The organism is Leucobacter sp. L43, assembly GCF_016597785.1.
GTDB classification, from domain to species: domain Bacteria; phylum Actinomycetota; class Actinomycetes; order Actinomycetales; family Microbacteriaceae; genus Leucobacter; species Leucobacter alluvii.
The window spans coordinates 94,668-120,385 of the sequence record NZ_JAENJG010000001.1; the positions used below are offsets into that span (position 1 = coordinate 94,668).

General features: G+C 68.4%; 26 protein-coding genes, 2 tRNA genes and 1 pseudogene. 20 read left to right on the plus strand and 9 right to left on the minus strand.

What is annotated here, in order from left to right:
* Nucleotides 1-4 precede the first annotated feature (4 nt).
* The 6 genes from JE033_RS00440 to JE033_RS00465 all read left to right on the plus strand — a co-directional run bounded on the left by JE033_RS00440 (nt 5) and on the right by JE033_RS00465 (nt 4,680).
* Nucleotides 5-217 carry a hypothetical protein gene (locus tag JE033_RS00440; RefSeq protein WP_090149188.1) on the plus strand — a complete coding sequence of 71 codons (213 nt, stop codon included), beginning with the start codon at nt 5-7 and terminating at the stop codon, nt 215-217.
* Between the two features lie 15 nt (nt 218-232).
* Nucleotides 233-829: a nicotinate-nucleotide adenylyltransferase gene (gene nadD / locus JE033_RS00445; RefSeq protein WP_336662089.1), complete on the plus strand. Its 597-nt coding sequence runs from the start codon at nt 233-235 to the stop codon at nt 827-829.
* Nucleotides 829-2,706, plus strand: coding sequence for a hypothetical protein (locus JE033_RS00450; protein ID WP_200328725.1), 1,878 nt, complete (start codon nt 829-831; stop codon nt 2,704-2,706). The genes nadD and JE033_RS00450 overlap by 1 nt, the downstream gene beginning before the upstream one ends.
* Nucleotides 2,707-2,771: 65 nt before the next feature.
* Nucleotides 2,772-3,146 carry a ribosome silencing factor gene (rsfS, locus tag JE033_RS00455; protein WP_370567872.1) on the plus strand — a complete coding sequence of 125 codons (375 nt, stop codon included), beginning with the start codon at nt 2,772-2,774 and terminating at the stop codon, nt 3,144-3,146.
* A 94-nt stretch (nt 3,147-3,240) separates the two neighbouring features.
* Nucleotides 3,241-3,316: transfer RNA gene (locus JE033_RS00460), tRNA-Ala, on the plus strand.
* Nucleotides 3,317-3,417: 101 nt separating this feature from the next.
* Entirely contained in the window at nt 3,418-4,680 is a 1,263-nt protein-coding gene (locus JE033_RS00465; RefSeq protein ID WP_200328735.1) for a glutaminase, read from the plus strand.
* On the opposite strand, the gene JE033_RS00470 is transcribed toward JE033_RS00465, so the two are convergent.
* Genes JE033_RS00470 through JE033_RS00480 form a run of 3 tightly spaced genes read right to left on the minus strand, consistent with a single transcriptional unit; the run spans nt 4,675 to nt 7,318 of the window.
* Entirely contained in the window at nt 4,675-5,535 is an 861-nt protein-coding gene (locus JE033_RS00470) for a metal ABC transporter permease (protein ID WP_200330932.1), read from the minus strand. The two genes, JE033_RS00465 and JE033_RS00470, sit on opposite strands and share 6 nt — an antisense overlap.
* A gap of 41 nt (nt 5,536-5,576) precedes the next feature.
* The gene (locus tag JE033_RS00475; RefSeq protein ID WP_090149158.1) at nt 5,577-6,326 is read right to left on the minus strand and encodes a metal ABC transporter ATP-binding protein; all 750 of its coding nucleotides are present in this window, start codon (nt 6,324-6,326) and stop codon (nt 5,577-5,579) included.
* Nucleotides 6,323-7,318, minus strand: a complete 996-nt coding sequence (locus JE033_RS00480) for a metal ABC transporter substrate-binding protein (protein WP_200328737.1) — start codon at nt 7,316-7,318, stop codon at nt 6,323-6,325. The genes JE033_RS00475 and JE033_RS00480 overlap by 4 nt, the downstream gene beginning before the upstream one ends.
* 139 nt (nt 7,319-7,457) lie before the next feature.
* On the opposite strand from JE033_RS00480, the gene JE033_RS00485 reads away from it, so the two are divergent.
* Nucleotides 7,458-7,898 (plus strand): CrcB family protein, encoded by a 441-nt coding sequence (locus JE033_RS00485; RefSeq protein WP_336662083.1) that lies wholly within the window; start codon nt 7,458-7,460, stop codon nt 7,896-7,898.
* On the plus strand, nt 7,895-8,266 hold the full coding sequence (gene crcB / locus JE033_RS00490) for a fluoride efflux transporter CrcB (RefSeq protein ID WP_200328741.1): 372 nt from the start codon (nt 7,895-7,897) through the stop codon (nt 8,264-8,266). Before JE033_RS00485 ends, crcB begins: the two co-directional genes overlap by 4 nt.
* A 60-nt stretch (nt 8,267-8,326) precedes the next feature.
* Here crcB and pdxY read toward each other — a convergent pair whose 3' ends face one another.
* From pdxY to JE033_RS00505, 3 genes are all read right to left on the minus strand, one after another.
* Complete coding sequence (gene pdxY, locus JE033_RS00495) at nt 8,327-9,178, minus strand: pyridoxal kinase PdxY (RefSeq protein ID WP_200328743.1); 852 nt, start codon at nt 9,176-9,178, stop codon at nt 8,327-8,329.
* 107 nt (nt 9,179-9,285) lie between these two features.
* Complete coding sequence (locus tag JE033_RS00500; RefSeq protein WP_090149146.1) at nt 9,286-9,771, minus strand: pyridoxamine 5'-phosphate oxidase family protein; 486 nt, start codon at nt 9,769-9,771, stop codon at nt 9,286-9,288.
* A 93-nt stretch (nt 9,772-9,864) separates the two neighbouring features.
* Complete coding sequence (locus JE033_RS00505; protein ID WP_200328745.1) at nt 9,865-11,235, minus strand: FAD-linked oxidase C-terminal domain-containing protein; 1,371 nt, start codon at nt 11,233-11,235, stop codon at nt 9,865-9,867.
* Between the two features lie 94 nt (nt 11,236-11,329).
* Between JE033_RS00505 and gluQRS the strand changes: the two genes are divergently transcribed.
* On the plus strand, nt 11,330-12,277 hold the full coding sequence (gene gluQRS, locus JE033_RS00510; protein WP_200328747.1) for a tRNA glutamyl-Q(34) synthetase GluQRS: 948 nt from the start codon (nt 11,330-11,332) through the stop codon (nt 12,275-12,277).
* Here the strand turns inward: gluQRS and JE033_RS00515 are convergent.
* Complete coding sequence (locus JE033_RS00515) at nt 12,267-12,611, minus strand: spore germination protein GerW family protein (protein WP_200328749.1); 345 nt, start codon at nt 12,609-12,611, stop codon at nt 12,267-12,269. The two genes, gluQRS and JE033_RS00515, sit on opposite strands and share 11 nt — an antisense overlap.
* Nucleotides 12,612-12,634: 23 nt before the next feature.
* Entirely contained in the window at nt 12,635-13,462 is an 828-nt protein-coding gene (locus JE033_RS00520) for an SGNH/GDSL hydrolase family protein (RefSeq protein ID WP_090149137.1), read from the minus strand.
* A 94-nt stretch (nt 13,463-13,556) separates the two neighbouring features.
* Here JE033_RS00520 and JE033_RS00525 point away from each other — a divergent pair, with 94 nt between their 5' ends.
* From JE033_RS00525 to mshC, 6 genes are all read left to right on the plus strand, one after another.
* Entirely contained in the window at nt 13,557-15,368 is a 1,812-nt protein-coding gene (locus JE033_RS00525) for a DEAD/DEAH box helicase (RefSeq protein ID WP_090149134.1), read from the plus strand.
* Between the two features lie 129 nt (nt 15,369-15,497).
* Nucleotides 15,498-15,582, plus strand: a tRNA-Leu gene (locus tag JE033_RS00530).
* 66 nt (nt 15,583-15,648) lie between these two features.
* Nucleotides 15,649-16,011, plus strand: coding sequence for a hypothetical protein (locus JE033_RS00535; protein ID WP_200328751.1), 363 nt, complete (start codon nt 15,649-15,651; stop codon nt 16,009-16,011).
* Nucleotides 16,012-16,036: 25 nt separating this feature from the next.
* Nucleotides 16,037-17,350 (plus strand): M20/M25/M40 family metallo-hydrolase, encoded by a 1,314-nt coding sequence (locus tag JE033_RS00540; protein ID WP_200328753.1) that lies wholly within the window; start codon nt 16,037-16,039, stop codon nt 17,348-17,350.
* Between the two features lie 116 nt (nt 17,351-17,466).
* Nucleotides 17,467-18,360, plus strand: a complete 894-nt coding sequence (locus tag JE033_RS00545) for an undecaprenyl-diphosphate phosphatase (RefSeq protein ID WP_090149125.1) — start codon at nt 17,467-17,469, stop codon at nt 18,358-18,360.
* Nucleotides 18,357-19,601 carry a cysteine--1-D-myo-inosityl 2-amino-2-deoxy-alpha-D-glucopyranoside ligase gene (mshC, locus tag JE033_RS00550; protein ID WP_200328755.1) on the plus strand — a complete coding sequence of 415 codons (1,245 nt, stop codon included), beginning with the start codon at nt 18,357-18,359 and terminating at the stop codon, nt 19,599-19,601. The genes JE033_RS00545 and mshC overlap by 4 nt, the downstream gene beginning before the upstream one ends.
* Nucleotides 19,602-19,627: 26 nt before the next feature.
* Here mshC and JE033_RS00555 read toward each other — a convergent pair whose 3' ends face one another.
* Nucleotides 19,628-20,698, minus strand: coding sequence for a PAC2 family protein (locus tag JE033_RS00555; RefSeq protein ID WP_200328757.1), 1,071 nt, complete (start codon nt 20,696-20,698; stop codon nt 19,628-19,630).
* A gap of 41 nt (nt 20,699-20,739) precedes the next feature.
* Here JE033_RS00555 and JE033_RS14545 point away from each other — a divergent pair.
* The 5 genes and pseudogenes from JE033_RS14545 to JE033_RS00575 form a co-directional block, all read left to right on the plus strand.
* Nucleotides 20,740-21,309: pseudogene (locus tag JE033_RS14545) on the plus strand (HAD family hydrolase); the annotation flags it as partial.
* Between the two features lie 135 nt (nt 21,310-21,444).
* Entirely contained in the window at nt 21,445-22,500 is a 1,056-nt protein-coding gene (locus JE033_RS14550; protein WP_370567931.1) for a tRNA (adenine-N1)-methyltransferase, read from the plus strand.
* A 135-nt stretch (nt 22,501-22,635) separates the two neighbouring features.
* Nucleotides 22,636-23,562 (plus strand): peptidylprolyl isomerase, encoded by a 927-nt coding sequence (locus tag JE033_RS00565; RefSeq protein WP_200328761.1) that lies wholly within the window; start codon nt 22,636-22,638, stop codon nt 23,560-23,562.
* Nucleotides 23,563-23,568: 6 nt separating this feature from the next.
* Nucleotides 23,569-24,687 carry a YafY family protein gene (locus JE033_RS00570; RefSeq protein WP_200328763.1) on the plus strand — a complete coding sequence of 373 codons (1,119 nt, stop codon included), beginning with the start codon at nt 23,569-23,571 and terminating at the stop codon, nt 24,685-24,687.
* Nucleotides 24,680-25,708: a YafY family protein gene (locus tag JE033_RS00575; RefSeq protein WP_200328765.1), complete on the plus strand. Its 1,029-nt coding sequence runs from the start codon at nt 24,680-24,682 to the stop codon at nt 25,706-25,708. Before JE033_RS00570 ends, JE033_RS00575 begins: the two co-directional genes overlap by 8 nt.
* Nucleotides 25,709-25,718: the final 10 nt, after the last annotated feature.

Below are 25,718 nucleotides of genomic sequence, written 5' to 3' on the forward strand. Positions count from 1 at the left end.
ACCAATGTCACTTCTTGCCACGATCGCAGCTGCCGCCGAAGAGGGGCACCACATCGTCAATGAGCTGCCGTTCCCGGCTGTCGTCTTCGGCGTCATCGTCTTCGCTGCGTTCGTCGCGATCGCGGCCGTCACCTTCTCGTTCCGCGATGTCGCCAACCGTCACGCGGCGAAGGCAGAGGCGTACGCTCGCGAGCACGGCTCGGCAACGCACCACTAGAAGAGCGCACCGACCGTGCCACACACACGTCGGATCGGGGTGATGGGCGGCACGTTCGATCCCATTCATCACGGTCACCTCGTGGCTGCCAGTGAGGTAGCTCAGAGCTTCGACCTCGACGAAGTGCTCTTCGTGCCGACGGGCCAGCCCTGGCAGAAGCAGAACGTCTCAGCGAGCGAACACCGGTACTTGATGACGGTGATCGCGACGGCGTCGAATCCGCGATTCACCGTCAGCCGGGTCGATGTGGATCGCGCGGGACCGACCTACACGGTCGATACCCTGAGAGATCTGCACGAGCAGCATCCCGATGCCGAACTGTTCTTCATCTCGGGCGCGGACGCCGTCGAGCAGATCCTCGGCTGGAAGGATGTCGAGCACCTCTGGGATTACGCTCATTTCATCGCCGTCTCGCGCCCCGGTCACGACCTCTCGCTTTCGGGATTATCGGAGGAACACGTAAGCTTGTTGGAAGTTCCCGCGCTGGCGATCTCGTCGACGGACTGCCGGGCACGAGTCGCCCGAGGTTATCCGGTGTGGTACCTCGTCCCTGACGGTGTGGTGCAGTACATTGCGAAGCACGGGCTATACACCGAGGAAGCGACAGAGTGATGAGCGAGCAGGACGAACAACGACCGCTGACCCGGCGTGAGCGGCGCATGCGCGACCTTGAGGAGACCGGCGCCATGGATCTCTCGGAGATCGGCGCCGGGAGCAGCGACGCTCCGAGCCCTCCGGTCAGTGCTGCGCGACCGACCGCGGGAGCGGACATCGAGATCTCACCCTTCCATCCGGATGGGACCCCACGGAGCCGGCGCGAGATGCGTCAGTTGCGCGAGGAGGCGCTCGCGGCCCTCGGTCACCCCGTCGGCGAGGATGCGTCTGGCGCCGAAGCGCCGACTGCTGGTGAGGACGATCCGTCTGCTGGCGGGGCTCCGGTTGCTGGAGAGGTTCCGACTGCAGAAGACGCAGCTGTTGCTGCACCCGTTGCTGATGACGCTCTCGTCGCGGATGATGCCCCCGTCGCCGATGAAGTCCCGGTCGCGGATGATGCCCCCGTCGTCGAGCAAGCCGTCGTCGTGGACGAGGCTCAGATCGTCGACCAGGCAGCGGAATCGGACGAGCCAGCTGTGATCGCCTCCGTGGTGGAAGACGAGAGCGTGGTCGAGCCTGCCGACGAGAGCGGCGCTGCAAGCGAATCGGGCGACCTCGAGGTCGTCGTGGCGGAACCGGCAGTTGGAGAGCCCGACTTCGACACACTGATGTCGCCACCGACGGAGCCCTTCACTGTCGAAGAGCTGCGCGAGGCGGAGTCGGCGGAGAAGATCGACGCCGAGGAAGCGGCGACGGAGGGCCAGTCCTTCGATGCTGGCGCGCCCGTGGTCGACGCGGCAGCGGTCGCTGGTGCGTCGGACGCCCCGGTCGACGCACCGGCTGCTGAGGACTCGGCCGATGCGGCTCCCGCGAAGTCGAAGCGGCGGTTCCCGTGGCAGCGCTCGAAGCAGGCTAGTCAGCCCGCCGAGGACCCGGATCAGAAGGCCACCGAGGCGACAGAGGAGACGGAGTCCGACACCGCCGCTGCGCGCGAAGCAGAAGCAGCGGCTGACGAGAGCGTTGACCAGCCGACGAGTGAGCGCCCGGAGGACGCGCCGTCGGCCTCGGCCTCCGATGCCGAGCCCGTTGTGGCTGAGATCATCGCCGAAGAGGAGCCGGCGGCAGAGGCCGAGCCCGAGACGACGGTTCTCGATGCCGCGCGCCCGACGCCTCCCGCTGAAGTCCCAGAAGATCTTCCTTCTGCGTCGCCGCAGACGGTCGCGTTTCCGGCGCAGCAGAGCGATGAGGCGCCGCTCGCCGGCGCCGCAAGTGCGAGCGCTGCCGCGACGGACGGGTCCGATCGCAGTAACGGCGCGAATCCGCAGGAGCGTGAGAGCTATTCGTTCCCCGACATCGCCCCTCCGGAGGAGTGGCGCTCGGTGTTCGATGACCCGTCAGGGCGGAAGTTCCAGAACGAGTCGGAGCAGAATCCCGAGAGCGGAGACTTCGACGATCTGATCTCGCGTGCAGTCGCCCAGGAGGGGTCGACTGGCGGGACGGGGACGTCCGCGCTGATCCTGCCGACGATGCCGGAAGACACGGGTGGGTTGACTGGGCCGCTCGGTGCGACTGGCGATCTCTACGTCACCGGTTCTCTGAAGCTCCCGAAGTCACTGGGCGAAACCGGTGGGCATTCGGCGCTGCACGATTCGATCGAGATGGACCCGATCACCGGCGACCAGGTGCCGCCCCGCGACGAGGCGAACGAGGGGCCGGCCCCGGTGTCTGCGCGTCACGCTGTGAGCGCTCGGGTCGATTCCAGTATTCCGGTCGTGGCGAAGCCGACCCGGGAGAAGAGCAAACTGCCGCTCGTGCTCTCACTGACGGGCGGAGGGCTGCTCATCGTGGTGGTCGGACTGGGCGCCTGGGGCGCGAGCAACGGATTCTTCGGTTGACCGACCGAAGCTCGAACATGTTGAACGAAGGACACGAACTGAACGCTGCAACTGAGACACGAGATGTGCGATCCGACCTGAAGCTCGCCGTAGTGGCGGCCGACGAGAAGGGAGCCACGGCGCAGGTCGCTCTCGAAGTGACGGAGCAGTTCGGCCTCGCCGATGTGTTCCTCATCGTGACCGGCTCCGTCGAGCGCAACGTGCAGGCCATCTCCGACGGTATCGAGGATGCGCTGAACGGAGCAGGCGTGCGCACGGTTCGCCGGGAGGGCCGTGAGAGCGGCCGGTGGATCCTGCTCGACTTCGGCGACCTGATCGTGCATGTCTTCCACCAGGAGGAGCGCGACTTCTACCAGCTCGAAAAGCTCTGGCAGGACTGCCCCACGATCGATACGACGGAGTTCATTCCTGCGGTTCCGCAGGGGCACGCCGACAGCTGAGAATGACGCGCCCGAGATCCCTCGATTTGGCTCTCACGTGTCCGGGTGATGTACAGTAGAAGAGTTGTCGGGCGAGCATTCGCTCGACTTCCCTGGGTCTATGGCGCAGCTGGTAGCGCACCTGCATGGCATGCAGGGGGTCAGGGGTTCGAGTCCCCTTAGATCCACCACAGGAGAGAACGGCCCCGCTTCGGCGGGGCCGTTCTGCTGTCGGTGCGGGCAACTACAGTGGGTGCTGTGCGCTCGGCGAGCCGCGCACCGAGGAGACCGCATGCATACGCCCGTTCCCGAATACCTGCAGGAAATACTCGACGGCCTGAGCTGGCATGTCGACGGGGCGGTGGCCGATTACATCCCCGAACTCGCAGCGGCTGATCCGGATCGCTTCGGCATTGCGCTGATGACGACGAGCGGTCGAATCCACGCCGCCGGGGACGCGGATGCGGAGTTCTCCATCCAGTCCGTATCGAAGCCGTTCATCTACGCTGCAGCGATCATGGATCGCGGCCTGCCGCGGGTACTGCGCTCGGTGGGTGTCGAGCCCTCGGGAGAGGCGTTCGACGAACTCTCCCTCGAGCAGGGGTCGCATCGGCCCCGGAACCCCATGATCAACGCCGGTGCGATCACCGCCCACCAGCTTCTGGTCGGCGAGGGTGCCACGAGCGCGCAGCGCACGGACCGTGCGCGGGCGTTCCTCTCCGTCCTGGCCGATCGCGAATTGCGCATCGACGAGGCGGTCATGCAGTCCGAGCTCGAAACGGCCGACCGCAACCTGGCACTCGCGCACCTGCTCCGCAACTACGGCATCTTCTCGACGTCCGCCCATGAAGCCGTGGCGGGATACACGGCGCAGTGCTCCATCATGGTGACGGCGCGCGATCTCGCCGTGATGGGCGCGTGTCTCGCGAATGACGGCGTGCAGCCGCACACCGGCAACCGGGTGGTGCCCAGTGATGTCGCGCGCCAGACGCTCTCGGTGATGGCGGCGGCGGGAATGTACGACGCTGCTGGCACGTGGTTCTCGGAGGTCGGGATTCCGGCGAAGAGCGGGGTCTCGGGAGGCATGCTCGGCGTGTTGCCCGGACAGCTCGGCATCGGGCTCTTCTCTCCACGCCTGGACGGGCACGGGAACAGTGCGCGAGGGGTTGAGGCCTTTCGCCGGCTTTCCTCGGACATGAACCTGCATCTCATGACAGCCGGCCCGGTCGGGTCAGCCCCGATCCGCACGATCGAACGGAGCGATGACCGCATCACCGTGGTGCTGCAGGGAGCCATCCAATTCGCCGGGGCTGAGGCCGTGCTCGATCGCCTGCAGTCGATCGAACCGGGCTCGACGCTCGTCCTGTTCGATGTGAGCCGGGTCGACCGGTTTCTCGACGTCGGCCGTCGGATGACGCTCGAAGGCATGCGTCGGCTGCGTCTCGACGGACACCGTGTTGCGCTCCACGATCCCGACGGGCTCCTGCCCGAACCGGACATGGGCGATGGGCACGTCCCCGAGTCGTGGCCGGTTCCGACGCCCCATCGGTCATAGCCCGGCAGCCGACCCTGAGGCGGTCGCCGAGGCTGGGGAGCGCCGCGCGGGCCGGCGTCGTCGCCCCGCACCGCGCACGAGCAGGCCGTGCGTCGGACTGAACAGGTAGGCGAGGGCGAACGCGCTGCCCTGGACGAGGATCACCAGGCCTCCGGAGGCGGCATCCATCCAGTAGCTCAGCAGGATGCCCGTCACGGAGCAGACGGCCGACAGCACCGGCGCGATGATCAGCATACGGTGGAATCGGTTGGTCAGCAAGTACGCGGTCGCTCCCGGAATGATGAGCATTGCGACGACGAGGATCACGCCGACCACCTGGAGCGCGACCACGGAGGTCAGCGCGAGCAGTCCGAGCAGGAGCGCTCCGAGGAAGCGCGGGCTGAGCCCGATGGCGTGGGCATGCGTCGGATCGAAGGCGTACAGGGTCAGGTCGCGGCGCTTCACCATGAGCACGGCGAATGCGATGGCGGCGAGGGCGGCGATCTGCAGGAGGTCGGCATCGGACACGCCGAGGATGTTCCCGAAGACGATGTGAGTGAGATCGGTCTGACTCGGGGTCACGGAGATGAGCACGAGGCCGAGAGCGAACAGGGTGGTGAACACGATGCCGATTGCGGCGTCCTCTTTCACCCGGCTCGTATCGCGAATCGCTCCGATGAGTGCGACGGCGAGGAATCCGAAGATGAGGGCTCCGAGAGCGAACGGCGCGCCGACCAGGTAGGCGAGGACGACGCCCGGCAGAACGGCGTGCGATACCGCGTCGCCCATGAGGGACCAGCCGGTGAGCACGAGCCAGCACGAGAGGAGCGCGCAGACAACCGCGGCGATCGTGGTCGTCATGATGGCGCGCACCATGAACTCGTACTGCAGCGGTTCGAGGATGAAATCGATCGGGGTCACAGCGTCTCTCCCGTCTCTCTCGCGTCACGAGCGTCCAGCCCGAAGGCGTGCGCCAAGCGCTCCGGCATCAGAGCCTCCTCGACGGAACCGTGGAACAGGACGCGTCGCAGCAGCAGGGCTGCCTCGTCGGCGAGGTCGGGCAGGGCGTGGAGGTCGTGCGTCGAGACGAGTACGGTGCGGCCTGCGGCTGCGAGTTCGCGGAGGAGGCGCACGATCATCGCCTCACTGCGCTGATCCACGCCGGCGAACGGTTCGTCGAGGAGGAGCAATTCGGAATCCTGCGCGATGCATCTCGCGACGAACGCTCGCTTCTTCTGGCCTCCGGAAAGCGCCCCGATCTGGCGATCGCCGAGTTCGGCCAGCTCCACGCGCGCGAGCGCCTGCTCGACGGCAGCGCGGTCCGCGGCGCGCGGGCGACGGGTCACCCCGAGCCTGCCGTAACGCCCCATCATCACGACGTCGCGAACGGAGATGGGGAATGCCCAGTCGACGTCTTCGCTCTGCGGCACGTATGCGACGCGACCGCTGGACCGTGCGGCGGCGGGGGCCATGCCGTCGATGAGGACGCTGCCGAGCTCTGGGCGGACCGCGCCCATGATGGACTTGAAGAGCGTGGATTTCCCAGAGCCGTTCATCCCGATCAGCCCGGTCACGCGGCCCGCCGCGACTTCCAGCGAAGCGTCGTCGAGCGCCACGACATCGCCGTAGCGCACGGTCACATGCTCTACCGAGATGGACGTCTTCATGACGCTTCCTCCGATTTCCCGCCGAGCGCGGAGACGATCACGTCGGTGTCGTGCGCGAGCAAGTCGAGGTAGGTCGGGACCGGTCCGTCGGGGGCGGAGAGCGAGTCGACGTAGAGCGTGCCTCCGAAGGCGGCCCCAGAGGACGCTGCGACCTGCCGCATCGGGCGGTCCGATACCGTGGACTCGCAGAACACTGCGGGAACCTGGTGCTCGCGGACGAACTCGATCGTGTCGGCGATCTGTCGAGGCGTCGCCTGCTGCTCGGCATTCACCGGCCAGATGTACCGCTCGGTGAGTCCCGCATCGCGCGCCAGATATGAGAACGCCCCTTCGCAGGTGACGAGCGCGCGATGCGACTCGGGAAGCGCGTCGACGGCCTCGGTGAGCCGGTCTTCGACCGCCTGGAGCTCGGAGCGGTAGGCTGCGCCCTGCGCCGCGAAGTCTTCGGCGTGCTCGGGGTCGAGCTCGCTGAAGGCGGCCACCATGCGATCGACGTAGATCTGCGCATTGCGCGGACTCATCCACGCGTGCGGATTCGGTTTCCCTGCGTACGCGTCGCCGGCGATGTCGATGGGATCGATGCCCTCGGATACCACGACGTGCGGTGCGTCGGCCTGCTCGACGAAGCGCTTGAACCAGGCCTCGAGACCGAGTCCGTTGTCGAGAATGAGGTCGGCCTCCGATGCCTTGGCGATGTCGAGCGGGGTGGGCTCATAGCCGTGGATCTCGGCGCCGACCTTGGTGATGGAGCGCACCTCCACGTGTTCGCCTCCCACGTTGCGGGCGATGTCGGCGAGCACGGTGAAGGTCGTGAGCACGACCGGTCGTTCTCCCGCGGCATCCGTGCTCGAGGGGTCGGCAGCCGCCGTCGCGCATCCCGTCGCGAGGAGCACGACGCCGACCAGTGAGCAGATTGCCCGAGCGCTTCGTCGTCTTGGTCTCGGATGCACGTACCGCCACCTCTCGTGTAGTCGAATCTGAAAGTTCGGCATGGCGAACTTTGTTGCGATGCTAGCGGAATTCGACGTGTTTCGCGAGGCTCCCTCCCGCTCCGGCGGGGGCGGCGGCGGGGTCGCGGATGCCGGCCGCTCGCTCCCGCGTCAGCGCATCCGGGCGCGTACACTGATCCGGGTGACCCTTCGTTCCCGACTTCCCGATCTCGGCCTGGTCGCACTCGGCGGTGCTCTCGGCTCGATCGCGCGGGTCGGCGTCTCGACGGCCATCGGCCCGGTCGACGCCACGGGCGGTTTTCCGCTCGCGACGCTCGTCGTGAACGTCTTCGGATCGTTCGCGCTCGGCGCGCTGATCGCGGGCACGACGGCGCGGGACGAGGTGCGTTGGCGGCGGCTGCGCCTGCTGCTCGGCACGGGTCTGCTCGGCGGCTTCACGACGTACAGTCTGCTCGCCGCAGACCTCGCGGCCTCGCTCCTGGACGAGCGATTCGGAATGGCGATGGGATACGCCTTCGCCACGGTGACCGGCGGTGCGATTGCGAGCGGGCTGGGAGTACTGCTCGGGCAACGGATCGCGAGGGCGCATACACGCCCCGTCGCATCGGAGGCGACCCGGTGAGCGACCTGTGGTCGGCCCTGAGCATCGCAGCCGGGGGCGGTGCCGGAGCCGTCATCCGCTATCTGGTGGACAGCGCTGTCCCTGCCGACCGCCGCGCGAGCTTCCCCTGGGGAATCCTGACGGTGAATCTCACTGGATCGTTCGCAATCGGGGTGGTGACCGGTCTCGCGCTGGAGCATCCGGCGGCCATGGTTGTCTCGGTCGGATTCCTCGGGGGCTATACGACATTCAGTACCGCGAGCGTCGACACCGTGCAGCTCCTCGCGCGTCGTCGCTACGGCGCCGCGATCGCGAACGGCATCGGCGCGCTCGGAGCGGCGACGGGGCTCGCGATCTGCGGTGTGCTGCTCGGGGCGGCGCTCGCGTGACGCACGGGGTTGGTCGGGGCAGGAGGATCGGAGCCCGCTCGCTGCCTCGCCCGGCGGTGGTCAGCGGACGCGCTGTGCGCTGAATCGCATGTCGGGATGCGCGTATGCCTCTTGGGCCTCGATGAGCTGCAGCTCGCGGGAACCAGCAGCGTACGTGCGCTCGAGCAACGCGAAGACACTCGCCGTCGTGCGCTCGAGCGCGTCGGCGCCATCGCCCGAGCGGCCGAAGTGGGCGGTGAAGAGCGCTGCGGTGACGTCTCCCGAGCCGTTGACCTTGAACGGGATGCGCGGCGTCTCGATGAGCCACGCGCCTGCATCGGTCACCGCGAGCATCTCGATCGCATCATCGGGCCGATCGGGGCGGTCGACGCTCGTCACCAGCACGGTGCTCGGGCCGGCGGCCCGAACGAGATCCACGGCGGCGAGCGTCGAATCCAACGTATCGGGTGAGGTGCCTGTGAGGAACCCGAGCTCGAACTGGTTCGGCGTGATGAGGTCTGCGCGCGGAACGACGCGGTCGCGGATGAGGTTCTGCACCTCGGGCGAGACGTGGCATCCCGATCGCGCATTGCCGAGCACCGGATCGCAGGCGTAGATCGCGTCGGGATTCGCCTCCTTGACGCGAGCTACCGCGTCGAGGATCGCGTCTCCGATGCTGTCGCCGCCCTGATAGCCGGACAGTACGGCGTCGACGTCGGAGAGTCCGCCCCGCTCTCCGATGCCGACGACGATTTCGCGGACGTCGTCTCCGGACATCATCGGGCCGCGCCAAGATCCGTATCCCGTGTGATTCGAGAACATGACCGTGTATATCGGCATGACATCGACGCCGATGCGCTGCAGCGGGAACACTGCTGCGGAGTTGCCCACATGGCCGTACGAAACCGAGGACTGGATCGAGAGGATGCGCATGGCTTCGATCTTGCCAGTGGTCCGAGCAATGGACCAGTCTGCAAGGCCCGCGGCGGACCAGTTCGCTGCGCCCGATCAAGCCGGGCGCAGCGAAGGCTCGCGCCCGCTCAGAGCTCCGTCGTGCCCGACCGGCCCGGGCCTTCGCTTCCGGTGATCTTGGCAGCGGCGATCTTCACGGCTGCGGCGACTTTTCCGCCCGGTACACCCCAGTACTGGGCCGACTCGCCGGTCACCCGGAGCAGCCCGAGGTTCGGGTCGTCGAGCCCGCCGTCGAAGTACGCGTCCACCTCGCCGTCCCAGAGCTCCCGCGCCTTCGCCTCATCGGTCACGAATTCGGCGAGTCCTGAGACGGAGAGCCAGCTGCCCGTCTCAGCGAAGGCGAGATTCACCTGAGGGTTCGCGCGGATCGCATCGGCCTGGTCTCCCTGGAGGCCGATGAAGAACCACACGTCGCCCGCATCGGTCACCTCCTGAGGAGTCATCGGGTGCGAGACGATTTTCCCGTCCGGGGTCGCCGTCGACAGCATGACGAAGCGCTCCTCGCGCATCACGTCGATCACGGTCTCGGGGGTCAGTTCGCGCGGTGTGCTCATGTCAGCCTCCAGTCGGTGGTGCGGGTCGTCGAAAGACGATTGGCGCCAGTCTTCCGCTGCCGCGGACCGAGCGGCAAGCCCGTTGACAGCGCGTCAGATGCCTCGCTCCGGTGTCAGCGTTCCGAGCGGATCGAGTGCCCGCTTGATCGCCACCTGCACGCTCAGCGCGACCGTATCGAGCTGCCATCCGAGCTCGTGCCGTTTGACCGAGCCGATGCCGTGCTCGCCGGATATGGTGCCGCCGAGCGCGAGTGCGAGCCGCGTGATGTCGTCGATGACCGCGTCGGCTTCGCGAATGCCGACGGGTGTGTCGGGAGACTCGACGGTGCTGTGGAGATTGCCGTCGCCGGCGTGCGCGACCGTCGACACCCGCTTGCCGTGCTTCGCGGATATCTCGGCGATGCCGTGGAATACCTCCGCCAGGGCGGCGACGGGAACGCCGACATCGCAGGAGATCTTGAGTCCGCGCGCATTCAGCGCTGGATTCGAGAGGCGACGGGCCTCGAGCAGCGCGTCGGTTTCGGAGATCTCGGTATCGTCGGCCCCGACGTCCCGGCAGATGGCGGTGATGGCCTCCGCCTGCTCCTGGGCGTCCCACCCGACGGTCTGCCCGACGAGCATGGCGCCCGCCGGCACCGTGAGGCCACTGGGGTGGAACGACTCGATGATCTCGACGCTGAGGGCGTCCATCAACTCGAGCACCTCGGGGCGCGCCGCGCTGTTCACGATCGCGGTCACCGCCCGCCCGGCGTCCTCGAGCGTCCCGAAACTCGCGCGGAAGGTGCGGGGAGAGCCGGGCGGAACGGGCTTCAGCCTGACGGTCGCCTCGGTGATGACGCCGAGCGTTCCCTCTGACCCGACGAACAGCCGCGTCAGGTCGTATCCCACGACGTTCTTGCGGGTGCGCGCGCCGGACCGCATGACCCGGCCGTCTGCGAGCACGACTTCGAGCGCCGCGACCGCATCGCTCGTGACGCCGTGCGACACGCAGCGCAGGCCGCCGGCGTTCGTAGCGATATTTCCGCCCACCGTACTGATCCGCGCGCTCGCGGGGTCGGGTGGGAAGAACAGCCCGTGGTCACGAGCTGCGGCGTCGAGGTCGGCCGTCACGACCCCCGGCTGCACGGTTGCGAGCCGATTCGGCACGTCGATGTCGATAATGGTGCGCATCCGCTCGAGCGAGACGACGAGGCCGTCGGCGTAGGCCATCGCGCCCCCCGCGAGGCCGGTCCCGGCGCCGCGCACGCTCACCTTCACGCCTGCACGGTTCGCCCAGCCGAGTGCCGCCGCCACGTCAGCTGTCGATTCGGCGAGCACTACGGCGAGCGGTGCGCCCTCGGCCACCGCGCGCGACGTATCGACGGCGTACGGAGCGATCAACTCCGGGTCGCGGACGAGACGCGGCCCCAGCAGGGTGTGCAGCTCGTCGAGGTCGAAGTGCGGTTCGGGGTGGGATTCTGACACGTGCGCCTCCTTGCGGTCGAACTCAAGCGTAGTCCCGCATGGCGCAGGCGCTCCACGCTCCTTGCTGCAACGGGCTCATGAGAGGATGAACGGCATGACGGGAGCGAACGGGGCCGGACGCTACGCTCCGAGTCCTTCGGGGGATCTGCACGTCGGGAACCTGCGCACCGCGCTGCTCGCCTGGTGCTTCGCCCGAGCGAGCGGGCGGAGATTTCTCATGCGCGTGGAGGATCTGGATCGCGCCAGAGACGCCGGCGCGGCCGCACGGCAGCTGGACGACCTGTCCCGGATCGGCCTCGACTGGGACGGGGAGGCGGTGCTCCAGTCGGAGTTGGGTCGCGGGCACGACGCCGCGATCGACCGGCTCGCCGAGGCGGGCCTCGTGTACGAGTGCACGTGCACCCGCGCCGACATTCTCGCGGCCCCGAGTGCGCCGCACGCCCCGCCCGGCGCGTATCCCGGCACCTGCCGGGACCGCAGCGAGGCTGAGCGGGCTCGAGAGCGCGAGCGCATCGCGCCGCGTCGGCCCGCCCTGAGGCTGCGCGTGCCGACCGGTATGGCTGCCCCGGAGTTCGACGATCGGATTCGGGGCCGCGTTGTCGGAGAGATCGATGACTTCGTGCTGCGTCGCGGCGACGGGACGGTCGCCTACAACCTCGCCGTGGTGGTGGACGATGCCGCGATGGGCATCGACCAGGTGGTGCGCGGAGACGATCTCGTGACATCGACGCCGAGGCACATCGTGCTGCAGCGTCTGCTCGGGCTCCCGTCACCGCCCGATGTCGAGTTCGCGCACGTGCCGCTCGTGCTCGGGTCGTCGGGTGCCAGATTGGCCAAGCGCGACGGCGCCGTCACGCTCGCCGACCTGCGGAGTGCCGGCGCGAGCGCCGAGGAGGTGCTCGCGGTGCTCGCGCAGTCGCTCGATCTCGCTGCGCCTGGCGAACGCGTGCATCCGCAGCTGCTCGTCGAGCGGTTCGATCCCGGCGCCCTGCCGCGATCGGCCTGGGTGTGGCCCGGCCTGGAGAACGCCGCTACTTCTTGAGCGCTTTGATGATGCGAGCGAGCGCTCGGCCGGCGACCCAGAGGAACGGGGTGCCGACGGCGAGCAGAGCGATGAGGTTCGGCTCGAATCGGGTGGTGCCTTCGCGGGTGATGTAGGAGCCGACGGGAATGGAGAACCCGCCGCCGCCACCGCCTGATCCTTCTCCCTGGGCGACGCCCTCACCGGCACCGGCGCCTTCCCCGGCTCCGAAGCCGTAGGCCGTGTACGCCACCGGGATCAGTGTCGAACCGTCGACCTCGACGGGATCGCCGTACGCGGAGTGCACGCCGACCTCGACCAGGGTATCTGCGATCTGCTTCGTCAGGTGAGTCATGCGCCCCACACTACTCGCTCGCGCTAGTCTTCGGCAGCCCCGTGTCTCGACGGGCGCAGCGCCGCTGCAATGGGCCGTTTCGCTTCGATGTGGTCGCCCGATGACACGTGCTTGATCCGCCTGATCACCCACGGGACGAAGTGCTCGCGAGCCCAGACGACGTCCTCGCGACGTGCGGCCCGCCAGCTCCGCTCGGGGAGATCCGGCACCTCGAGCGGAGCGAGATCGTGAGGCACGCTGAGCGCCGCGAGCGCCGCCCGGGCGATGGTGTGGTGCCCGAGCGCGTTCAGGTGCAGTCGATCGCCGGCCCAGTAGCGGCTGTCGTGCAGTTCGTCGAGCGCCCACTGGTCGACGACGATGCAATCATGGCGTTGCGCGACCTTCCGCACGTTCTCGTTGAAGATGGCCACCTTGCCCCGGATCGAGCGGAAGACGGGCTGGAACGCGGTATCCACTCCGGTGAAGAGCATGATGGTCGCGCCGCCGACGCTCAGCCGCTCGACGATGCGCTCCAGCTTCGCTGCGACCTCGTCTGGATCCGTCCCAGGACGGATCACATCGTTGCCGCCGGCGCAGATGCTGATGAGGTCGGGGCGGAGATCGAGGGCGGCGTCCACCTGCGTGTCGGCGATCTGCTGGATCAGCTTGCCGCGCACGGCGAGGTTCGCGTACGCGAAGTCCTCATCGAAGAGGCTCAGCACCTCCGCGACGCGATCGGCCCACCCGCGGAGCCCGCCCGGGCTGTCAGGATCGGGATCTCCCACGCCCTCGGTGAACGAGTCACCGAGGGCCACGAAACGCGACCACGGAAGTTCGACTCGGGTCTGCGGAGCGCCGTCATCCTGTGCCATTGCTTACCTCTGAGTGTCTGGGGCGGTGGGGGGAGCCGCTCGCGGGCGTCGGCGAGGACGCAGCGGTCGGCTTACAGCGATAGTCTAGAACGTCGTGACAGATTCGGATCCGGGCCTCCACCTTCCTGGGACGAGTGCAGCCGAGCACCTGCCTCCCGCCTATCCCGAGCGCGCAGCGCACGGGACGGCGGGTACGCTGCGCGCCTGGCAGGAGGAAGCGATCAAACGCTACCTCGACGCGGCCCCGCGCGACTTCCTCGCCTCTGCGACGCCGGGAGCCGGCAAGACGACGTTCGCGCTCAGACTCGCGGCGATCCTGCGCTCCAATCACACCGTTCGGCAGATCATCGTCGTCGCCCCCACCGAGCATCTCAAGACGCAGTGGGCGGACGCGGCCGCACGCGCGGGTATTCGGTTGAACCCGAATTACTCGAACAGCGACGGGCTCGCCTACGGGCGCCACTTTCACGGCGTCGCAGTGACGTACGCGCAGGTGGCGATGAAGCCGGTGCAGCACCGGCTGCTGACCGAGCACGAGGACACGCTCGTGATCATGGACGAGGTGCATCACGGCGGCGACGCGCTGAGCTGGGGCGACGCGATCCGTGAAGCCTACGGAAACGCGCGACGGCGGCTGTCCCTCACAGGAACCCCCTTCCGGTCAGATGAAGCGCCGATTCCCTTCGTGCAGTACGCGCCGCAGGGGGACGGGTCGCGCCTCTCCCTGACCGACTACGACTACGGATACGGGCGTGCGCTCGCGGACGGCATCGTGCGCCCGGTCATCTTCATGGTGTACGCCGGCAAGATGCGGTGGCAGACATCGGCGGGCGAGGAGATGGAGGCGGCGCTCGGCGAGGGCAACACGAAGGACGTGACCTCGCAGGCGTGGCGGACTGCGCTCGACCCAGCGGGAGACTGGATCGGCAAGGTGCTGCGCGCGGCCGATCGCCGGCTCACCGAGGTGCGGCAGCACGTGCACGATGCCGGAGGGCTCGTGATCGCGACCGACCACGCCTCGGCGCGGTCGTACGCCGCGCAGCTCAAGGACATCACGGGGGAGGACGTGGCGCTGATCCTCTCCGACGACGCCGGAGCGTCGGAGAAGATCGATGCCTTCTCGAGCGGGGAGCAGCGCTGGATGGTCGCCGTGCGCATGGTCTCGGAGGGTGTCGACGTGCCGCGGCTCTCCGTGGGCGTCTACGCGACGAGCTCCTCGACGCCGCTCTTCTTCGCGCAGGCGATCGGACGCTTCGTGCGCTCGCGCCGCCGCGGGGAGGTCGCCTCGGTGTTCATCCCCAACGTGCCGGCCCTCATGCAGCTCGCGGCTGAGCTCGAGAAAGAGCGGAACCATGTGCTCGAGGGCCCGAAGAGCGCCGAGGAGATGTGGGACGCCGAGGCCGCACTGATGGCGGAGGCCGAGCGAGGCGACCAGGCATCGTCGGAGCTGGTCGAGGGGGAGACGTTCGTCTATCAGGCCCTCGCCTCCGACGCCCACTTCGACCGCGCGGTCTTCGACGGTGCTGAATTCGGCGGATACGCCGAGGTGGAGACCGAGGAGGAACTCGATTTCCTCGGGTTCCCCGGGCTGCTCGAGCCGCAAGAGGTGAAGGCGCTGCTGCAGCAGCGGCAGGCCAGGCAAGCACGCCGGAGCGCGGGGAAGCAGGGCATTCTCGAACACGCCCCCGACCGAGCCGAATCGCCGGAGGCGTTGCATCGTACGCTCGGGGAGCAGCGGAAGCTGCTGAGCTCGCTCGTGGGCATGTACGCGAAGGTCTCTGGCGAAGCGCACAAAGACATCCACACCGAGCTCCGTCGGGTCTGCGGTGGGCCTGCGGTGGCGCAGGCATCGGTCACGCAGCTGCAGAAGCGGATCGAGTTGCTGCGCCGACGGCTCCGGCCGTGAGCGGCTCGTTCGCCCGCTGGTGCGGGGCGCTGGGAGCCGACGCGCGCGAGATCCCGGGCCGATTCGATCAGCCCTCGAGATCCGTGCTAAGTTATCTTCTGTTCGGCCGATGAAGGTTCCGAATCGTTCGCGCGGGTGGCGGAATGGCAGACGCGCTAGCTTGAGGTGCTAGTGCCCGTATTAGGGCGTGGGGGTTCAAGTCCCCCTCCGCGCACGTGAACGAAAGAGGCTCTCCGAGAGGAGGGCCTCTTTTGCGTTACCGTGAGGGGAGGAGTGGACGATGAACGATTCGCGCGGAGAACACAGCCGGAGTGGGGCTTCGAGCGCCGATCCGACGAGGGTGACGCAGCAACCCGCCCTCACCACGGCGTCCGGGACCATCTGGGTGGTCATGGGGAGCCTCCTGCTCGTCGCGGGTGCGGTTCCGGTCGTCGCGATCATCGCGCTCCGACCCGGACCGATGGTCCCGGTCGCGGTGGCGACGGGAGCGCTCATGCTCGCCTGCACCTGCGTCCTGTTCATCGCCCGCTTCGCCGTGCAGCGGGGACCCCGTCGGCTGCGGGTCATGGCCGCCTCGATGATCGCCTCCGCTGTCGTCGGAGTGCTCGGATTGCTGCTCTGCCTCGTGATCCAGGGCAGCTGAGCGTCCACCGGGCTACGCTGGAAGCATGAGCCTCGAGACCTCCGAGCACGCGCTGTCTGAAACGGCCCGCGTTGCGCGCGATCTGATCCGCATCGACACGTCCAACCGCGGGGGCGGGGATGCCGAGCCCGAGCGGCCGGCGGCCGATTACGTCGCGGCGTACCTGCGCGAGCTCGGTCTCGAACCGGAGATCTTCGAGAGCGACCCCGGTCGCGCGAGCGTCATCGCGCGGGTTGCGGGAGCCGACGCATCGATGCCGGCACTGGTGCTCCACGGACACCTCGACGTCGTGCCGGCGGATCCCGCGAACTGGTCCGTCGACCCGTTCGCCGGCGTGATCAAGGACGGCATGCTGTGGGGGCGCGGCGCGGTCGACATGAAGGACATGGACGCCATGATCCTCACCGCCGTCGCCGAACTGCTGCGGGGCGGCGAGCGGCCGCGACGCGACGTGATTCTCGCCTTCTTCGCCGATGAGGAGAACGGCGGCGTGTACGGCGCCCAGCATCTCGTGCGGAACCACCCGGAGCTGTTCGCGGGAGCGGAGACGGCGATCAGCGAAGTCGGCGGGTATTCGATCGATATCGCGGGCACGCGGGCCTACCTCGTGCAGACGGGTGAGAAGTCGCTCGAGTGGATTCGGCTGCGGGCGCGCGGCACGGCCGCCCACGGCTCCCGCGTCTGGCACGACAACGCCGTGACCCGCCTCGCCGAAGCGATCGCCGCACTCGGACGGCACGAGTGGCCGGTGACGCTCACCGACACCACCAGAGACCTGGTCGACGCCATCGCCGAGATCCTGGGGGAGGACCCGCACGTCGTGTCCCCGGAAGATCTCGTGCTCCGCTTGGGCAAGGGCGGCGGATTCATCCAGGCCAGCCTGCGCAGCACCAGCAACCCGACCGTGCTGCAGGCGGGATACAAGCACAACGTCATTCCCGACACGGCGGAGGCGCTCGTCGACGTGCGCGCGCTGCCGGCCGATCAGGAGTCGATCCTCGACCAGATCCGTGCGATCGTCGGCGACGACATCGAGCTGGAGCAGGTGCACTCCGATATCGGTCTCGAGGTGCCGTTCGCCGGGGAGCTGGTGGACGCCATGACGGCGTGTCTGAAGCGCGCCGACCCAGAAGCCCGCGTGCTGCCGTATCTGCTCTCCGGCGGCACCGACAACAAGTCGCTGGCACGGTTGGGCATCACGGGCTACGGGTTCGCTCCGCTGCGGCTTCCCGCGGATCTCGACTTTCCCGGCATGTTCCACGGCGTCGATGAACGTGTTCCGCTCGAAGCGCTCGACTTCGGCCACGGCGTGCTCGTGGACCTGCTCCGCAGCTACTGAATCATCGGCGCCCGGGCCCGCCCTCACGGGTTCTCAGTGCGCTGTGAGCTAGTCTGGACGGCGGTCCAAGCCCGGCGCGGTCGGTTCGCGCGCGTGGTGCAGCCAGGAAAGGAATCATGGGAATCTTCGAGGCGATCCTCCTGGGAATCATTCAGGGACTCACCGAGTTTCTGCCCATCTCGTCGAGTGCACATCTGCGCATCGCGAGCGAACTGCTCGGCATCGGCGACGCGGGTGCGGCGTTCACCGCGATCACTCAGATCGGGACGGAAGCCGCCGTCATCGTGTTCTTCTGGCGCGACATCGTGCGCATCATCGGACGCTGGGCGCAGTCGCTGGGCGGGAAGCGCGTGCCTCGGAACGATCCGGACGCGCTCATGGGGTGGTGGATCATCATCGGCACCGTTCCGATCGTCGTGCTGGGGCTGCTGTTCCAGGATCAGATCGAGACGACGCTCCGCTCCCTCTGGTTCGTCGCCATCAGCCTCATCGTCTTCGGCCTGCTGCTCGGCGTGGCCGACCGCGTCGGCCAGAAGGTGCGCCCCATCGAAGCGCTCACCTGGAAGCACGGCCTCGTCTACGGATTCGCTCAGGCCCTCGCCCTGATCCCGGGCGTCTCGCGCTCGGGCGGCACGATCACCGCTGGGCTCCTCATGGGGTACACGCGCGAAGCCGCGGCCCGCTACTCCTTCCTGCTCGCGATTCCAGCTGTGCTGGGATCCGGCTTCTACCAGGTGTTCAAAGCGCTGCGCGCTCCCGCAGGCGAAACCCCCATGGGACTCACGGCGGTGGCCACGGTGGTCGCATTCGTCATCGCGCTCTTCGTCATCGGTCTCTTCATGAAGTACATCTCGAAGCGCAGCTTCATGCCGTTCGTCGTCTACCGCGTGCTGATCGGCGGGATCATCATCGTGCTCCTCGCGACCGGCGTACTCTCAGCCGATGGCGGGGCATCCGTCGCCGAAGGCGCTGCAGGCGTGCACGCGGTGACGGCGGGGGGTGTTCGATGAGAACCTGGACCCCGCCCGAGCTCCCCGCGCTGCCGGGAACCGGCGTCGCGCCGAAACTCTTCAACACCGCCACCGAACGCCTCGAGTACCCGGCCATTCCCGAGGGACGCGCGCACCTCTACGTCTGCGGCATCACGCCGTACGACGCGACGCACCTCGGGCACGCGTTCACCTACCTCGCGTTCGACATCATGCAGCGCGCGTGGCGCGACGCCGGGATCGAAACGGTCTACGCGCAGAACATCACTGACGTCGACGACCCCCTGCTCGAGCGCGCGAACGCCACCGGAGCCGATTGGCGCGCGCTCGCGGACGAGCAGATCGGACTCTTCCGCTCCGACATGCATCGCATGGGCATGCTGCCGCCCGAGCACTACATCGCGGTGACCGAGCAGATCGATGAGATCGCCGCCGCGGTGCGCGAGCTGCTCGACCGCGGATTCGCCTACACGGTGCCCACCGCAGACGCTGCCGGCGACGACATCTACTTCGATACGGCCGCCGCCGAGCGGGACTCGCAGTGGCGGCTCGGCGACGTCGCGCCGTACGACCGCGAGACGATGCTCCGGTTGAGCGCCGAGCGCGGGGGAGACCCCGAGCGTCCGGGCAAGCGGGGCCCGCTCGACCCGCTGCTCTGGAGGGCGGAGCGCGCCGGGGAGCCGAGTTGGGAGACCCCGGTGGGGTCGGGGCGCCCAGGGTGGCATATCGAGTGCTCCGTGATTGCACGCGGTGCGCTCGGTGGAGCGTTCACCGTGCAGGGCGGGGGCTCCGATCTGGTGTTCCCGCATCACGAATTCACCGCCGCGCACGCGACCGCCCTCTCGGGCACGCCCCTGGCGCACGCCTACTGCCACGCAGGGCTCGTCTCGTACCACGGGCACAAGATGTCGAAATCGAGGGGCAATCTCGTCTTCGTCTCGCGGCTGCTCGACGGAGGAGCCGACCCCTCGGCGATCCGGTTGGGGCTTCTCGCCCACCACTACCGCTCCGAGTGGGAATGGCACGACAGCGACCTCGCGGTGGCGCAGCGCCGGCTGGAGGCCTGGCGGGCCGGGCTGCTGCGCGAGAGCGAGGATCCGACTCCCGCCGCCGCCGTGGTGCGCCAGCTGCGGTCGGCGATCGCCAACGACCTCGATACGCCCGTGATGCTGGCGACCCTCGACGCAGCGCTCGATCAAGGCGTCGACGCACCGGGGCTCGTGGCCGATGCGGTGCTCGCGCTGCTCGGAGTGCAGCTCTAGTACGACCGGGGTGACCCGGGCCCGTCTCAGGCCGAGCCGGGCCCGGAGTCGTCGTCCCGGCGGTCCGCAGGGCCGTCCGGAGTCTCCGGACTGCCGGGCGTCTCTCGGTCCGTATCGTGCTCAGGATCCGCGACGGAATCCGACGCACCCGAGCGCCGCGACCCCGCGTCGGGAACCTCGACATCGCGCGCGAACCGCGGCCCGCCCTTCAGGAACTTCTCGAATTCGAGGGCGATCGCGTCTCCGGTGGTCTCCGCGGCGAGTTCCTCGTCCCGCGATTCCTCGAGCCGGCGGATATACCTCGACATGTCCTCGTCGGCGTCGGCGATGCGATTGATGTTCGCCTCCCACTCGTTCGCCTGAACGAGCAGCTCTCCGCGCGGGATGACGATATCGAGCAGTTCTTCGAGCTTGTCGAGCAGCGCGAGCGAGGCCTTGGGAGACGGCGTGCTGTGCACGTAATGCGGCACCTGCGCCCAAAGCGACAGCGTCTCGATGCCCGCCTCGGCGAGCGCCAGATCGATGACCGTGGAGATGCCGGCCGGCCCCTCGTACGTGCTTCGCACGGCTCCGACTGCGTCGCGGCGCGCCTCGTACTCCGACGTCACGGTGGTGACGATCGGCCGCGTGTGGGGCGCATCGGAGAACATCGACCCGAGGATGATGACGAGATCGATCGCCCAGACATCGACCAGCTCGACGATCTCGTCGGCGAAGTTCTGCCAGTCCCTCGCCGGCTCGACGCCCGCGAGGAGGAAGAGATCCCGAACCGGGCTCCCGTCGATGCGTCGCACCGTTTCACCGTCAGCGGGTTCCGGAGAGACGACGGCATCCGACGACTCGCCCGGGCGCTGCACCGGGCCGAACAACCGGGTGTCGGGCCATTCGAGCACCCGCTTGCCCGACTCGTCGAAGAGTACTTTCGGGCGGTGCACCTGGAAGTCGACGTACCCCTCGGCGCCGATCTCGTGGAGCACCTCGGCATCGATCAGACCGGCGAGGTGCTGCAGCACCTCCGTCGTCGCGTCGCCGGCGTCGCTCCAGCCCTGGAACGCGACGATCAGGACGCGGGAGTGCGGGGCCGAGGGTGTGGACATAGGCTCAAGGGTATCGGCTGACGAACAGTACACTGGTTCGGATGAACGCATTCCTCTCTGAGCGGACACTCGACGCTCGTCCCGCCGCCGTCCTCTGGGATATGGACGGCACACTGATCGACTCCGAACCGCTCTGGCTCGCCTCGGAGCTGGCGATGCTCGGTCGCTACGGGATCGAACTGACGTCCGAGATCCGCGACTCGCTCATCGGCTCGGGGCTTCGCGCCGCCGCGCGGCGATTCCAGGAACTCGGTGTTCCCATGACGGTCGACGACATCATCGCGGAGTGGACGGCCGGCGTGATCGCCGGGCTCAGCGCGGAGGAGCCCATGTGGCGGCCCGGCGCCGTCGAACTGCTGGAGTCGCTGCGCGACTCGGGAATCCCCTGCGTGCTCGTGACCATGGCTGTGCGGGAGATCGCCGATGCGGTCGTGGCCCTGCTTCCCGACCGTCTCTTCACCCACATCATCGGCGGCGATGAGGTCCCGCACGAGAAGCCGCACCCCGAGCCGTACCGCATGGGCGCGGCTCTGCTCGGCGTCGATATCGAGGAGTGCGTCGCCCTCGAGGACTCCGTCACGGGCCTGCGCTCCGCTCACGCTTCCGGGGCCGTTGCCTTCGGCATTCCGAATCTGATCGATCTGTCCGACGCACCCGCTCACGAGGTCTGGCCGACCCTGGACGGCGTCGATGCTGCGGTGCTCGGCGAACGGTACGCCGCGCATCGCGGAGCGACTTCGGCAACCGTGTCGCCGGCAGTGCGCGGCCCCTTCCAGTACGGCGATCGCGTGCAGCTGACGGGGCCGAAGGGGCGTCTCAACACGATCACCCTCGTGCACGATGGCGAGTTCCACAGTCACCGCGGCGTCATCCCGCATTCCGATATCGTGGGCCGGCCCGACGCCTCGGTGGTCGCGAACAGCAGCGGTGAGGAGTACCTCGCGCTGCGTCCGTTGCTCTCCGATTTCGTGATGTCCATGCCGAGGGGTGCCGCGATCGTCTACCCGAAGGATGCGGCGCAGATCCTGTCGCTCGCCGACGTCTTCCCGGGAGCTCGTGTCGTCGAGGCCGGCGTGGGCTCCGGCGCGCTGTCGCTGCATCTGCTCAGAGGAGTCGGGCCGGAGGGTGCGCTCTTCTCGTTCGAGCGTCGCGACGAGTTCGCGGAGATCGCCACCGGAAACGTCGTCGCCTTCTCGGGCAGCGTTCCCGAGAACTGGACCGTGACCGTCGGAGACCTGCAGGAAACGCTGCCCGCCGTGTGCGCAGCTGGCAGCATCGATCGCGTGGTGCTCGACATGCTCGCACCGTGGGAATGCGTGGACGTCGCCGCCGATGCGCTCGCGCCCGGCGGCGTGCTCATCTGCTACGTCGCCACCGTGACTCAACTCTCCCGCACGGTCGAGCAGATTCGCCGCAGCGGCGAGTTCGCTCATGCTCAGGCGTCGGAGACGCTCGTGCGCGGCTGGCACGTCGAGGGCCTGGCGGTGCGGCCCGATCACCGGATGGTCGCGCACACCGGCTTCCTGGTGACGGCGCGCAGGCTCGCGCCCGGCACCGTGCTGCCCGAGCTGAAGCGACGCGCGTCGAAGAGCGATTTCAGCGAGACCGACCTCGGCAGCTGGCTGCCCGACCTCGGCCCAGAGGACGAGGCGCCGGCGAGCGCGGAGGTGTGGACCCCGGAAGCGGTCGGCGAGCGGACGAAGAGCGACAAGGTGCTGCGCAAGAAGGTGCGTGAGACCCAGCAGTTCGCGCGGGAGCGCGGCGGCGAGCTCCCGGGCTCGGATTCCGCGGTGACCGACTGATCGCGCGGCGGCGAGGGTTCTGGCGCCCGTGATCGGACCGGTGGTCGCAGCGCCGGACGAGTACGAGGCGCGCATACGCCCAGTCGCGGTTCGATAGGATAGCGGGGTTCACGTCGGCTTCCTCGAGAGGTGCTCATGCTTCGTCGCATCATTCCCGCTACCGCTGCTGCTGCGCTGCTTCTCGCCGGGGTGACCGGCTGCAGCGCGCAGCAGGCGCAGGCGTCAGACTGCAAGACGACGCTGCAGCCGGGCGCTCTGAGCGATGGCACGACGGTTCTCGGGAGCTTCGGCGACGTCCCGGAGATCTCGGCGCCGGAGGATCTCGAGATCCTCTCCACCCAGCGCACCGTCGTCGAATACGGCGACTCCGATGGCTACGTGGCCGAGGAGCAGTCGCTCGTCGGGGTCAACATGGCCTTCTTCGACGCGGCCACAGGTGACGCCCTCTTCCAGAGCGAGGGGTTCACGGATCCCTCGCAGCCGCCGCAGCCCCTGCTCGTCGCCGAGGAGACCGCGAACCCACTGAGTGAGGCGGTGCGATGCTCCGTCCCCGGCGATCGCATCGTGCTCGCGCTCTCGCCAGAGGAGAGCACGCAGCTCGGAGGTCAGCTCGGCGCGACCGGAGCGGACGCGGTCGTGGGCGTGGTGGACGTGGTGTCGACGGCTCCGACCGTAGCGGAGGGTACGAAGCGCGGCCTTCCCAATGGCTTCCCAGCAGTGGTCACCGACGAGGAGGGTCGTGTCGGCGTCGTGCTGCCGCCCACCGAAGCGCCCGCAGGCACGACCTCGGCAGTGCGCATCTCAGGCGAGGGAGCGGAGGTGACTGCCGACGACAACGTCATCGCGCAGGTGCTCGCCGTCGGCTGGGACGGCATGGAGCAGGAGAACACCTGGGATACGGGGCTCAAGCTGCTCTATACCGAAGCGGACATCGCCCAGTCGGGGGTCACGTATCGTGCGGAACTGACGGGCAAGCCGATCGGCTCGCAGGTGGTCGTCGTCGAGAACGAGGGCGCCGCGAATGCCCGTGTCGTGGTCGTCGACATCCTCGGGGTCAGCTGATCGGCCATGCCGAGCAGCTCGGCAGCCTCTGAGGCCCCGGAACGGCGGTCGCGTTCCTCGGTGCCGAGCGAGCAGCGTCTCTTCAGCCTGGTCCTCGCCCTCGTCGTGAGCCCGTTCGGCGCTACGAAGCGCGAGCTCCTCTCCTCGGTCTACGGGTACGCCGACAGATATCGCCACGGCCAGCCGAGTGCCGCTCTGGAGAAGCAGTTCGAGCGCGACAAGGAACAGCTGCGCTCCCTCGGCATCCGGATCGACGCGTTCGAGGATCCGCAGGACGTCGGCAACAACCAGCTCATCAGGTACCGCATTTCCAAGGAGCGGCTGCAGTTCCCAGCCGATCTTCGATTCTCCGAGCGCGAGCTCATGCTGCTGCGGCTCGCGGCTCTCGCCTGGAGCGAGGGGAGCCTCAGCGCGGAGTCGCGCCGTGCCGCGATGAAGCTCGAAGCCCTCGGCGCCGGGCTTGATGTGCAGCATCTGGGCATCGCACCGCGACTGGGAACGGCAGAGGCCGCTGCAGCGCCGTTGCAGCGCGCGATCGATGCCGGGCGGGTGGTGCGCTTCGCGTATCGCTTACCGGATCGGGAGGCGCCGCTGATGCGCAGGGTCGCTCCGCTGCGGCTGCACCGCGCCGAGGGGCGCTGGCACCTCGTGTCGTGGGACCTCGAACGCGACGCGGCTCGCACGTTCCTCCTCGCCCGCATCGAGGGGCGCGTGCAGCAGTCGACTGAGGCATTCGACCCCGAGCTGCGGGTGCGCGCCGATGCGGCGGTGGAAGACCTCGAGCGATTGCGCTCCGACCGGCGCGCCGTGCTCTGCGTCCGTCGCGGAAGCATCGCGGAGGCTCGACTGCTCTCGCGGTCAGGGGATCAGGGCGACCTGCGGCCCGGGCGCTGCGGTTCGGGCGATCACGTCGAGCTCGAAGTCGGGGTGCTCGATCTCCACGTGTTCGCGGTCGAACTCATCGGATACGGAGCGGATGTATCGGTGTGCGAGCCGGCTCAGCTGCGCGAACTCGTCGTCGCGGGCCTGCGGCGCATCGCCGAGGTCCATCACGCACCGGTCGCACCGTCGGGGAATGAGCTCCAGCTCGATGCCCGACGTGACGAAGGGACGGCAGATGCGTAAACAAGTCCTCGCTCCGGAACGCGTGACCTTTCTTCTCTCGCTCGTCGCGTACCTCAGGGATACCGGTTCGGCGACAGTCGGGGAACTGGCGGAGCGCTTCTCGGTGCCGCCGGAACTCGTGCGCACCCTCGTCCGGTTCCTCGGCACCGCCGGTGTGCCAGGAGAGACGATGAACTATCAGGACGAGGATCTCTTCGACATCGACTGGGACGCGCTCGAGCAGCAGGACCTCGTCAGTCTCACGCGGACTGTGGCCGTCGACGATGCACCGCGTTTCGCTCCCATGGAGACGGCTGCCCTCATCGCGGGGCTCCAAGCACTCACGAGCATGCTCGGTCCGGAGGACGCAGCGCTCGCCAGAGCCACCGCCGAGAAACTCGGCACGGCGCTCGGAGCGACTCCGGAAGCGCCGATGTCGGTGACCGACGGGCCCGGGGATGCGCGGGTGCCGGAACTCGTGGCCGCCATCGAGGAGGGGCGAGCAGTCTCGTTCGTCTACCGCGACGCCTCCGGTTCGGACTCCCGTCGCACGGTGCGGCCGCAGTCGCTCACGCAGGGATCGGGCACCTGGTACCTGCGCGGGTACTGCTTCGAACGCCTGGCGGATCGCACCTTCCGGGTCGACCAGATGCGCGAGCTCGAACGTGCGGAAATCCCGGGCGCCGCAGGTGCAGCGCCCGGTACCGCGGACCCGCCCGGATCGGACGCGCCGCTCGTACCGGCGCCCGTCGCGGCGCCGCCCGCCACCGCGGCCGAGCAACCAATGGCGCACGAAGGCGCGGTGCACATCACCGCGCGAGTGACAGAGGCGGCACTCGCGCCGCTCGAAGGCTTCGCCCCAGAGGTGCTCGAACAGATCGAAGACGGGCGCTTCCGGGTGCGAGTCGAAGCCTGGCATCGAGGTACGGCAGTGCAGATCGTGCAGGTGCTCCCCGGCGGCGTGGAGATCGAGTCGCCCGACTGGGCGCGGGCGTCGGTGCGCGAGTGGACGGAACGCGCGCTCGCGGCGTACGGCGGCTGAGTGTTCCTGG

Excerpts from the sequence above, each read along its gene's own strand:
- JE033_RS00540 (WP_200328753.1), top strand. The coding sequence starts at position 16,037 with ATGAGCCTCGAGACCTCCGAGCACGCGCTGTCTGAAACGGCCCGCGTT.
- JE033_RS00565 (WP_200328761.1), top strand. The coding sequence starts at position 22,636 with ATGCTTCGTCGCATCATTCCCGCTACCGCTGCTGCTGCGCTGCTTCTC.
- mshC (WP_200328755.1), top strand. The coding sequence starts at position 18,357 with ATGAGAACCTGGACCCCGCCCGAGCTCCCCGCGCTGCCGGGAACCGGC.
- JE033_RS00570 (WP_200328763.1), top strand. The coding sequence starts at position 23,569 with ATGCCGAGCAGCTCGGCAGCCTCTGAGGCCCCGGAACGGCGGTCGCGT.
- JE033_RS00555 (WP_200328757.1), bottom strand. The coding sequence starts at position 20,698 with ATGTCCACACCCTCGGCCCCGCACTCCCGCGTCCTGATCGTCGCGTTC.
- JE033_RS00575 (WP_200328765.1), top strand. The coding sequence starts at position 24,680 with ATGCGTAAACAAGTCCTCGCTCCGGAACGCGTGACCTTTCTTCTCTCG.
- pdxY (WP_200328743.1), bottom strand. The coding sequence starts at position 9,178 with ATGCGCATCCTCTCGATCCAGTCCTCGGTTTCGTACGGCCATGTGGGC.
- JE033_RS00450 (WP_200328725.1), top strand. The coding sequence starts at position 829 with ATGAGCGAGCAGGACGAACAACGACCGCTGACCCGGCGTGAGCGGCGC.
- JE033_RS00500 (WP_090149146.1), bottom strand. The coding sequence starts at position 9,771 with ATGAGCACACCGCGCGAACTGACCCCCGAGACCGTGATCGACGTGATG.
- JE033_RS00520 (WP_090149137.1), bottom strand. The coding sequence starts at position 13,462 with ATGGCACAGGATGACGGCGCTCCGCAGACCCGAGTCGAACTTCCGTGG.
- JE033_RS00475 (WP_090149158.1), bottom strand. The coding sequence starts at position 6,326 with ATGAAGACGTCCATCTCGGTAGAGCATGTGACCGTGCGCTACGGCGAT.
- JE033_RS00470 (WP_200330932.1), bottom strand. The coding sequence starts at position 5,535 with ATGGTGCGCGCCATCATGACGACCACGATCGCCGCGGTTGTCTGCGCG.
- JE033_RS00535 (WP_200328751.1), top strand. The coding sequence starts at position 15,649 with ATGAACGATTCGCGCGGAGAACACAGCCGGAGTGGGGCTTCGAGCGCC.
- JE033_RS00440 (WP_090149188.1), top strand. The coding sequence starts at position 5 with ATGTCACTTCTTGCCACGATCGCAGCTGCCGCCGAAGAGGGGCACCAC.
- JE033_RS00465 (WP_200328735.1), top strand. The coding sequence starts at position 3,418 with ATGCATACGCCCGTTCCCGAATACCTGCAGGAAATACTCGACGGCCTG.
- gluQRS (WP_200328747.1), top strand. The coding sequence starts at position 11,330 with ATGACGGGAGCGAACGGGGCCGGACGCTACGCTCCGAGTCCTTCGGGG.
- JE033_RS00545 (WP_090149125.1), top strand. The coding sequence starts at position 17,467 with ATGGGAATCTTCGAGGCGATCCTCCTGGGAATCATTCAGGGACTCACC.
- JE033_RS00480 (WP_200328737.1), bottom strand. The coding sequence starts at position 7,318 with ATGCCGAACTTTCAGATTCGACTACACGAGAGGTGGCGGTACGTGCAT.
- JE033_RS00515 (WP_200328749.1), bottom strand. The coding sequence starts at position 12,611 with ATGACTCACCTGACGAAGCAGATCGCAGATACCCTGGTCGAGGTCGGC.